This window comes from Enterococcus sp. AZ126 (assembly GCF_051714545.1).
Lineage (GTDB): Bacteria > Bacillota > Bacilli > Lactobacillales > Enterococcaceae > Enterococcus_L.
Map to the genome: position 1 here is coordinate 1 of NZ_JBIOSB010000004.1, position 8,402 is coordinate 8,402.

Here is an 8,402-nt window from a genome sequence, read left to right on the forward strand (position 1 = left end):
TAAATTCATATTTTTTACTGGTAATGCTTTTTTAATTAAGATATCTATCTTTGATCGATCAAATAGAAAAATAGTATGAGATAAGAGCGCATAATCATATTGGAAAAAATACTCTTTCACATTTAACAAATTAAAAATAATGTCTAATTCACTCTGTTTTAAAGGGGAAATTTCGTTCCAACGAGAAGACAGCAACGTTTTTATCACGACATAATTAGACATGTGCTCTATTGTCATCGCTTCAGAAAAAGTCAACGTGTGGTAATAGTCTAGTAATTCTTTTTTCATGTGTGGATCATGAACATTTGATTTATATTTTTTTAAAAGATTTCGAAATTGCTTTTGTTCTAAGTCATCATCTAAATATTCAGAAAATTCAGCTAAGGGTACAGATAAACGAGTTAAAATATCTCTTAACTCTGAAAATTTTAAAAATTTCTTTCCGTTTTCAATACGAGAATAGACTGACGTATCTGTATATGTCAGGATATCCTTTTGCTTTAAGTTTTTGTTTTTCCTGAAAAAATACAACGCTTCTTCTACTTTCATAAAATACCCCCTTGCCTTTCTCCTGTCTATTGTAGCATAATGTATTCAGAAAGTATTAAATATTCTTTTGATATGGTGGAAGGTGGGTTTTTAATGATCACAACAGCAGTTGTAGCAGCAATTTCTTTATTTATTTGGGTAAATGGTTAAGTAGGTAAATTTGAATTAAGGAGTACCAGGAGTCGAAAAAATTTTTTTGATTTCTGGTTTTTCTAAGTAAGCGACTGAGTACATAGTTGATTTCCAAAAAGGTAAGCATCGGTTTTGGGCGCCTGGAGAAAAAATAGCTTTTGTTTTTTCTTGTCGCTAGGCTCGAATAAAAGTAGTTTCTTTTGCGAGCATAGTAACATGGGTACATGTTACGAAATTTTAAATGAATGTTTCTCAATTTTTCTTTTTGCAAGCGGAGCAATATGGTACCATGTTGCGAAATTCAAAAAAGAGTTCAGCCGAAATTTAGGTTGAACTTTTTTCATTTTTTTGAAATTTTCAAGAGCTCTCTTTTTAAATTGTTAGGTACTTGTTGGAGCTCAAAAAAATTTATTTTAAAAAAACGCTGCAGACGAAAAATGAAAAAGTGTCAGCTAGAAAAAGACGATTTTAAAAAGTGGGGCTTGGGGAATTTCCCCAAAAACTAAAAAATGAAATGAGCAAAAAAGAAAAATCGAAGATTTTAATGTGGCTGCTTTTTTATTTTTTTAGGTAAGGTGGGGACACCTTGCTATGCTTGCCAGAGTGAGAAATGATTTCTCTTTTTGTCTATGGCAAGCATAGCAAGTGTATATACACTTGGCGAAATTTACAAAAATGAGCAATGTCATTTTTGATCTTTTTCAGTTTTAGATCTGATCCGAAAACTGAAAAAATGAAACGGGTCAGAATTGAAAAATCACTTTTTTCTGAAGTATCGATTTTCATTTTTGCCTGTGGCAAGCATAGCAAGTGGTTAGCCACTTGCCTAAGTTTACAAAAACGATCGATAATCGTTTTCTTTTTTTGGATTTTACTTGTGAGATCCAAACTCAAAAATGAACAGAAATAGAACTCACTTCAGCTGCAAAATGTATCCCACTATGTTGGGAGAACTGAAGAAAATAGTTGGGGGTTCAATGGAGCGAATTCGTATAAGTTTGTCACCACAAGGTTTCCTTACACTGCAAGGACTGTCAGCTTGTCTGACACCAAAACCCCTTATGCTCTTACAAAAATCAGGAATGAATAAGTGAGTGTGAAGAACAAAATAAAAAAGCATCGATCAATGATCTGTTCTTCAGGAATGAAATTGTCGAATAAAGAAGTTTATGCTATACTAAACACACAAGTAGAAAACCCAACTGAAAGACCAAAAAGAGCCAGCCGGGGGCAACCGTGCTGACTCTTTTCTTTTATCGAGTATTGTTTCACCACTTCAAACAATAAACGTGAGGCTAGCTGTCTTTTTTGTCCTTAGAATCTAGCCATTTATTAATGCAATGGGCAATCACATTAACCAGGATTCCAAGTAAGACGTCAAGTAGAAAAATCAACTGAAAGACCTCCTTTCTTGCTGAAGATTTCAGCGCAAAGGAAGACAGCTGTAGTATTATAACATAAACTAGCGATTGATTGATTGGGGAATTTGACGTATAATTTGAGAGTAGATAAAGAGAAGCTAAAAGTTGGAAAGGGTTGTTGAGTACTTCGTAGTTAAGAACGAGACCGGCGCCCACCAGGGCGCTCGGATCGTTCTTGGCGTAAACGTAAGTACCAACGGATACCCTACATACTTTTAGCTATGAGGGGGGCTTGCCCACCTCATAAGCCCCCCTTTTTATAACATGGGGGTAGAATTTAACATAACACGAAAATAAAACACTGTAATCTCTTTTGTATCAAGGAGTACAGCGTTTTTTATTTTGGCAACTTTTGTCACATAATTTGGCAACTTGGTCACATTGCTATAAAATCATTGATTTATCAATGAATAGAGTAAGTATTTTTTTGTAAAATTTTCGAGTGATTGTTATTTAATCGCTTAGTTAACATAATCCCGATTAACCCAAGTAGCCCACCAGTCAAGCGATTGGTGGCCTCTCTTTGTGAATTTTGATTGGTATAGGTGGAACGTATCTGAGTTCACTAGATTTTGAGGGGATTTTTTTTGTGAAAATAGAACATCAGAAATGATCAGCATAGTTATTTTTTATTGATTAATTGAACTCCGATTATTGTTAAAATGAGCAAAGTAGTAATTATAAAAAGAGTTTTTGATATCATGTAACCTGTATCTAATGGATCACCATCAATAAGAATCATATCAGGTTTAAAACTAAGTGTTAATGATATTAGTATTGATACAGAAATAGTAACAAACCCTATCATTTTTATAAACTTTATATTCATGTATTGAAGTCCATTCTAATTTTACTGTTTGTCTAGATCTTATTTACTTTATTAACGGAGATTAATTATTAAATAAAGATTTTCAATTACTTGTCCTTTTTTAATACCAGATAGTAAAGTAAGGTATATCCAATGATAAATCCTATTACACCAGATAATTCATAATTAAAAAAATAAGATAATGATAAATTATTATCTCTAATTAAAATAATTACCCTGACTAAAACATAGACTGCTATAACAACCAAATAGTTTTTTCTATCTTTTTTGTACATATAATTTATCCCCATTTATAAAGAATTATTTTTTTCTGAATTTATGAACTGAGTCATAGTTTCCAACTTGCTTAGTTCGTTTAGAATCAGAATAAGCTTTTACATTTTCTTTTACATAGTAATTTACAGAATCTTTATCTTCGTAAGTTGTAATAGTTAGATATACAGTTTTACCAGCTTTAATAGGTTTTTTAACAGAAGCTAAAAATCCACTAGATACAGCCCCAGTAAATTCGCTAAGTTTCAATGCACCTTTGATAAGCTTACCACCAAAATATGCAAAAGCCACGTTATAGACTAAGTTTCCCACATTTGCTTTAAATTTTTCATCTTGTTTAGTATCAGAGTATTTCTTATTTATTTGTTTCCATTTCCAACTTCCATCAGCAATAATTTGTCTAGCCGTTGGGTTAGGTTCGAAAGGATTGTCTTCTATATACAATAAACCATCCTCTTGATAAGCTGCTTCTTCTTTAGTGATAGATACATTTTTTTCATTAAAAGAAGATTGATCAGCTAAGGCTACTGTAGAAGGAATTAACGTTGCTCCTACAGCTACTGATGTCATTAACAATAATCCCGTTTTAAAAATTTTTTTCTTCATACATAAAACCCTCTTTCTTTTTAATATGCCATTATCATTGCATGGGAAGGTTATTTTAGTAAGCACCTATTGGTTTACATAACAGCAACTTATGGTTGCAACTAGCGGAGCAACCATAAGTTGCTGTTATGTAAACCAATAACTGATAGTTTTTCCATTCAAAATGTCGTATGATTAAGTATAAAAATTTAAGGGGGGGGATAAGAATGGTTTTAGCTGATCGATTACGTGTACATAGAGAAAATAAAGGTCTTTCACAAGCAGCCGTCGCAGATCAATTGAATGTTTCTCGTCAATCTGTTTCAAAATGGGAAACGGGAAAAGGCTATCCAGATATTGATAATTTAGTATTACTTAGTAAAATTTATGAAGTTTCAATTGACGAACTTGTCCAAGAAAACGAAGTCTTAAAGAAAAAAATTGAAGAAAATAATCAAACGATAGACGATCATCGCAGAAAACTAGATTGGATTCATAATCAGGGAATTGGTGATAAAGACGAAGGGTTACTTTTATTAATTGCTGTTATTGGCTTGTCTGTAGCAGCACCGCTAGGTCTATTTCTGGCACCTATTATTATGAAACGGAATAAAAAAAGCAACACATTTTACATGCTAATTAACATTGTAAGTGTATGCTGCATTTTAATTAATTTGTATTTCACATTTATTATGGTTGGTGACTATCTATTATGGGATCAAAGAATCGAGGTAAACTATACACCTGATTCTTAAGTTGAAACGGAAACATTGAGTTTAGAACCATTTATTTTTGCTCGAAGATTAATAGTAGCTGTAGACGTGCCTACTTTACGCTTTAAATAGTAAGTCGCTTGTTTTGAATTGTCGATTCGTAAAGATTTACTAGTAAATGAACCAGAAATAGCGGTAGCACTTGCGTTCTTTGTGGCAGTAATTGAGTTGTTTTTTACAGTCACCTGATAACTTGCTTTCCAGGAACCTTTTCGTTCTGTTGAAACGGTGTATGTACCATTTCCTAATGCCCGAGAAAGAGAAGGTTCTTTTTCTATAGTGATAATTAGTTCTTCGCCTTCTTTTGTAACAATGCTAGAAGTTTGTTTTGTAGCGTCGGATAATGAATAAGTAACGGACTCTTGATTCTCTTCAGCGTGACTAAGGGATCCCTTACCAAAAATACCAAAAAATATTACTGCTCCTAAGATTAATGCCTTTTTCATATTGATCACTCCTTTTTTTGTAATTAAATCGTACAAAAAAAGAGATAGAAAAGAAAGCACCGTTCTGTTTGCAGCGTGTCAACTTATAGTTGCACATCAGTAGTAATAAGAATATCAAGCGGATAAACCTTTCTAAATTTTAAATGATCATTCAAATCATTTAAAATTTAGAAAGAGCATAAGGGAAATCTGTACCCAAATGCGTGGGTATCCTAGCAGTGCTAGGTGATTTTGGTGGGTACATAAAAAGTAGGTTAGGAACATAGTTGCGACCGTATAAAGTCCATAGTTGGAACATATGAAGTGCGTCAAAAGAGCGTACTTGTTCTACTAACATGATCACTAAAATTTATAGTGCCCAATTATACCCACCTTTTAAAAAGGTGGGATTTTTGCGTGCAGTGGCTCTCCATTGGTCAAACCAAAAATCAGGAATCTCTCCGGAGAAAATGCCACCACTTTTTGTCCGTTATCGAATCAGGATCAGTTTTTGGTTCTTCAGCTGAAGGCTGTTTTTCTTCAGGAGATTGGGATCCAAGTTGTAATTGAGCTTCTAGCTGCTCGATTCGTTTATTTGATTGCAGGGTAAGTTGTTGTTGTTGATCTAATAATTTTTGTAGGGTGTCAATCTGTTTATCTTTTATTTCCAATTGTTTTTCGAATGGCTTTAAACGGTGTTCGAATTGCTGTTCAAAATCGTTTGAAAAGGTGTTTGATTTAGCGTTCGATTGTACACCTAAAGAACGTCTCACTTCTTCTTGTGCTTGATAATTAAGGTATTTAACACCGTCTAAAATAGTGATTAATTCAGTGTTCAATTTAGACACTTGATAATTTACTTTGCTTTTGGATATACCTAGTTCGTCAGCAAGTTCTTTTATAGTTTTATCAGCCATTTTCTTCACCTTCAGACTGAGCATTTTTCAAAATAGAATCCCAATACTTTTTTAAATCAAAATCCATTAATGTAGCCAAGGTATCTAAAAACTGAGTAGCATTTGGCATTCTGTAGGTATCAACTTTTCTAGCTTCAGAGAAAAGTTGTGCTTGATCTTCAAAAGATTGATCACGGAACTGCATTGCTTTTTGGAAAAATTCTTCCTGAAGCTTTTTCTTTCTTTCTTCATCCTCTTTTTCAGCAGCAAGGATATTTTCGGGAACCGTTTCAGAACGAACTGGCTTCTTTTTACGATTTTTTTCTAGTTTATCAAAGTCTTTCCATTCACCAGTTTTCTCCGCTTTCCATGAAAATTCATAACCTGTTATAGGTGTCCCACGTGAAGAACTTTTAATGGGAGTAACCTTAAAACCTTCAAAATATACAGGTAACTCTTGTTTAATATGTTTGAGGACTTTATCAGCAAAATTATTTGGACGCTGCATACTTTTAGGAACATCTAATAGTTTAAATAGTTCATTTTTCGGGAACGTTTTACGCCCAAGAGTTCGCCATTGTTTCAATAATCGATACATCGTTTTAGAATAAGTAGATTTCAGTTGAGCAAATTGAGCTAACTCGAAGCTTGTAAACTGCCAATTTTCAAGGACTTCGTTGATGATATATTCAAATTTTTGAGACACTAAAATTCGTAGATACGTTCCTTTATTATCAATTTCAAACTCTTGAAAAATAGACATAATTTTTAGTGTCTCTTCGTTTTGTTCGATATAGGCTAATGAATTTAATTTTAGGGCTAGTGATTTCATAATATCTAAAAAGCGTTTGTTGTTACGTTCTGCATAGGCTACAAGATCCTTGAGTTCTGATAAATCAAATACGATTTCAGAAGTTCCTTTACCTCTTACTTTAGCAATTATTGCAAAAAAGAAGTTCATTTCCTCTTTTGTCCATCTACGCATCACAGCAGTATTAAGATCATTATGATACTTAACCACTTCATTCATTTAAAAACCTCCACCATAGGTAATAATATAGAATTTATTTTACTAAAAGCAGACGATAAAAGCAACTCTTAATAAAAGGTAGCTTGTAATGCGGAAAAAGGTAGCTTGTAATGCGGAAAAAGGTAGCTTGTAATGCGGAAAAAGGTAGCTTGTAATGCGGAAAAAGGTAGCTTATAGATTGCTGTAACCCTTGGGAGAGTAAGGGTTAAAAATTGCTAAACATATATTTAAACATTCTTTAAACAATTAATAAACAGTACAAGGGCAAAATCTCCCGCCTAAATATGCTCTCTTTTTTTCTCAAAAAGGTTCGCGAATAGTAAACACTGGAAAATAAGATATCTAAAAAGGAGTGTGAGAAGAACACTCACACATTTTACTTGCAGCGGTCGCCTTGGGCTCCCTCGCTAAAACCTAAAACAAAGAGTTTAAAGAGGTCTTTGTAAGCCTTTCATCGCTTGTGTAAACCGTTTTAACTGTTTGCTTTAGTTCTAACTGTTTTCTGGTTAAAGCGCCTTGCAGGCGGTCAGGGCAAGCCCTAACGACCCTATTGAAATAAGTCTTTTTTTAGCATTTCTTTTTTGTCCTTCTAAAAATTGAATTAGTCGAATCAAACTCCTTTAAATAGCCCTGGAATCCGATTTAAGAGCTTTTTCTATCAAAATCGACTAATTCATCATTCGGAGATTAAAACCGCTTAAAATGAATTTTAAATGCTATTTTTAGTGTAAGAGGAATTCCGCTCGTAATACCGAGGAAACAACCGATCAGAAGAAGAATTAAATAGGCGTTTTGTTTTTGGGGGTATAGCAGCTCAGATATGCGTTTTCAAAGGATTTTCAAGTTTCGGGTGCAAGGTACAAAAAAAGGATACTCTCACGAGTATCCCAGGATGTCTTATGACCGAATCACCAGAAAAAAGACAATTAACTAACAAATAAGCTTACTTAAAGTGAAATATGGTAAAATAGCAGCGTAGTGAAAACTACAAAAAGGATATGCAAATCTCTTTAAAAGAAGCCCACTAACTAACTTCCCCAAAGCGCACGTAGTTAGTGGGCTTTTTTATTAGCATAGTCATTGTACTTAATACTTTTAGCTTTGATAAGCTTTAAGCAATTCATTTGCTAATATAGCAAGTCGTTTATAGATTCGCTTGAATGAAAATGGGCACAGTATCGTTATTTAAGAGAATGGATTCGACTTCTGTTTTAATGCTGACAGCTAAATTATGTTCGCCCACTTTATTTAGGTAGTCGATACTTTCAAAAATATTCGTCTTGTACTTTTTCTCTCCGGTAGAGAGGTACTGGGTTAGATTATTGAGGTAATCAAGTGCAATTTTATAACTAAGATCATTTACACTATCGAGTTGTGAAGCTGCTAAAGTTAGGTAATGCGTACTAAGTTCATACTCCTTTTTTCTCAGTAACGTAGTGATCAAATTGTTGATCATATTTTTTATAAATTCTTTTGTGGCTGTATTTCT

7 protein-coding genes are annotated in these 8,402 nt (G+C 33.4%); 1 reads left to right on the plus strand and 6 read right to left on the minus strand.

Annotated elements, in window-relative coordinates; translation table 11 throughout:
- Together IGI43_RS16615 and IGI43_RS16620 are read right to left on the minus strand one after the other, a co-directional pair.
- On the minus strand, positions 1-549 hold a 549-nt coding region (locus IGI43_RS16615), incomplete at its 3' end, for a helix-turn-helix domain-containing protein (protein ID WP_438758989.1).
- A gap of 2,682 nt (positions 550-3,231) precedes the next feature.
- Positions 3,232-3,810 (minus strand): hypothetical protein, encoded by a 579-nt coding sequence (locus tag IGI43_RS16620; RefSeq protein WP_438758990.1) that lies wholly within the window; start codon positions 3,808-3,810, stop codon positions 3,232-3,234.
- 206 nt (positions 3,811-4,016) lie between these two features.
- Here IGI43_RS16620 and IGI43_RS16625 point away from each other — a divergent pair, with 206 nt between their 5' ends.
- Positions 4,017-4,544: a helix-turn-helix domain-containing protein gene (locus tag IGI43_RS16625; protein WP_438758991.1), complete on the plus strand. Its 528-nt coding sequence runs from the start codon at positions 4,017-4,019 to the stop codon at positions 4,542-4,544.
- Here the strand turns inward: IGI43_RS16625 and IGI43_RS16630 are convergent.
- From IGI43_RS16630 to IGI43_RS16645, 4 genes are all read right to left on the minus strand, one after another.
- Complete coding sequence (locus IGI43_RS16630) at positions 4,541-5,008, minus strand: DUF5626 family protein (protein ID WP_438758992.1); 468 nt, start codon at positions 5,006-5,008, stop codon at positions 4,541-4,543. The genes IGI43_RS16625 and IGI43_RS16630 overlap by 4 nt on opposite strands.
- A gap of 428 nt (positions 5,009-5,436) precedes the next feature.
- Positions 5,437-5,904, minus strand: a complete 468-nt coding sequence (locus IGI43_RS16635) for a DUF536 domain-containing protein (RefSeq protein WP_438758993.1) — start codon at positions 5,902-5,904, stop codon at positions 5,437-5,439.
- Positions 5,897-6,913: a replication initiation protein gene (locus IGI43_RS16640; protein ID WP_438758994.1), complete on the minus strand. Its 1,017-nt coding sequence runs from the start codon at positions 6,911-6,913 to the stop codon at positions 5,897-5,899. The genes IGI43_RS16635 and IGI43_RS16640 overlap by 8 nt, the downstream gene beginning before the upstream one ends.
- Positions 6,914-8,057: 1,144 nt before the next feature.
- On the minus strand, positions 8,058-8,402 hold a 345-nt coding region (locus IGI43_RS16645), incomplete at its 5' end, for a hypothetical protein (RefSeq protein WP_438758995.1).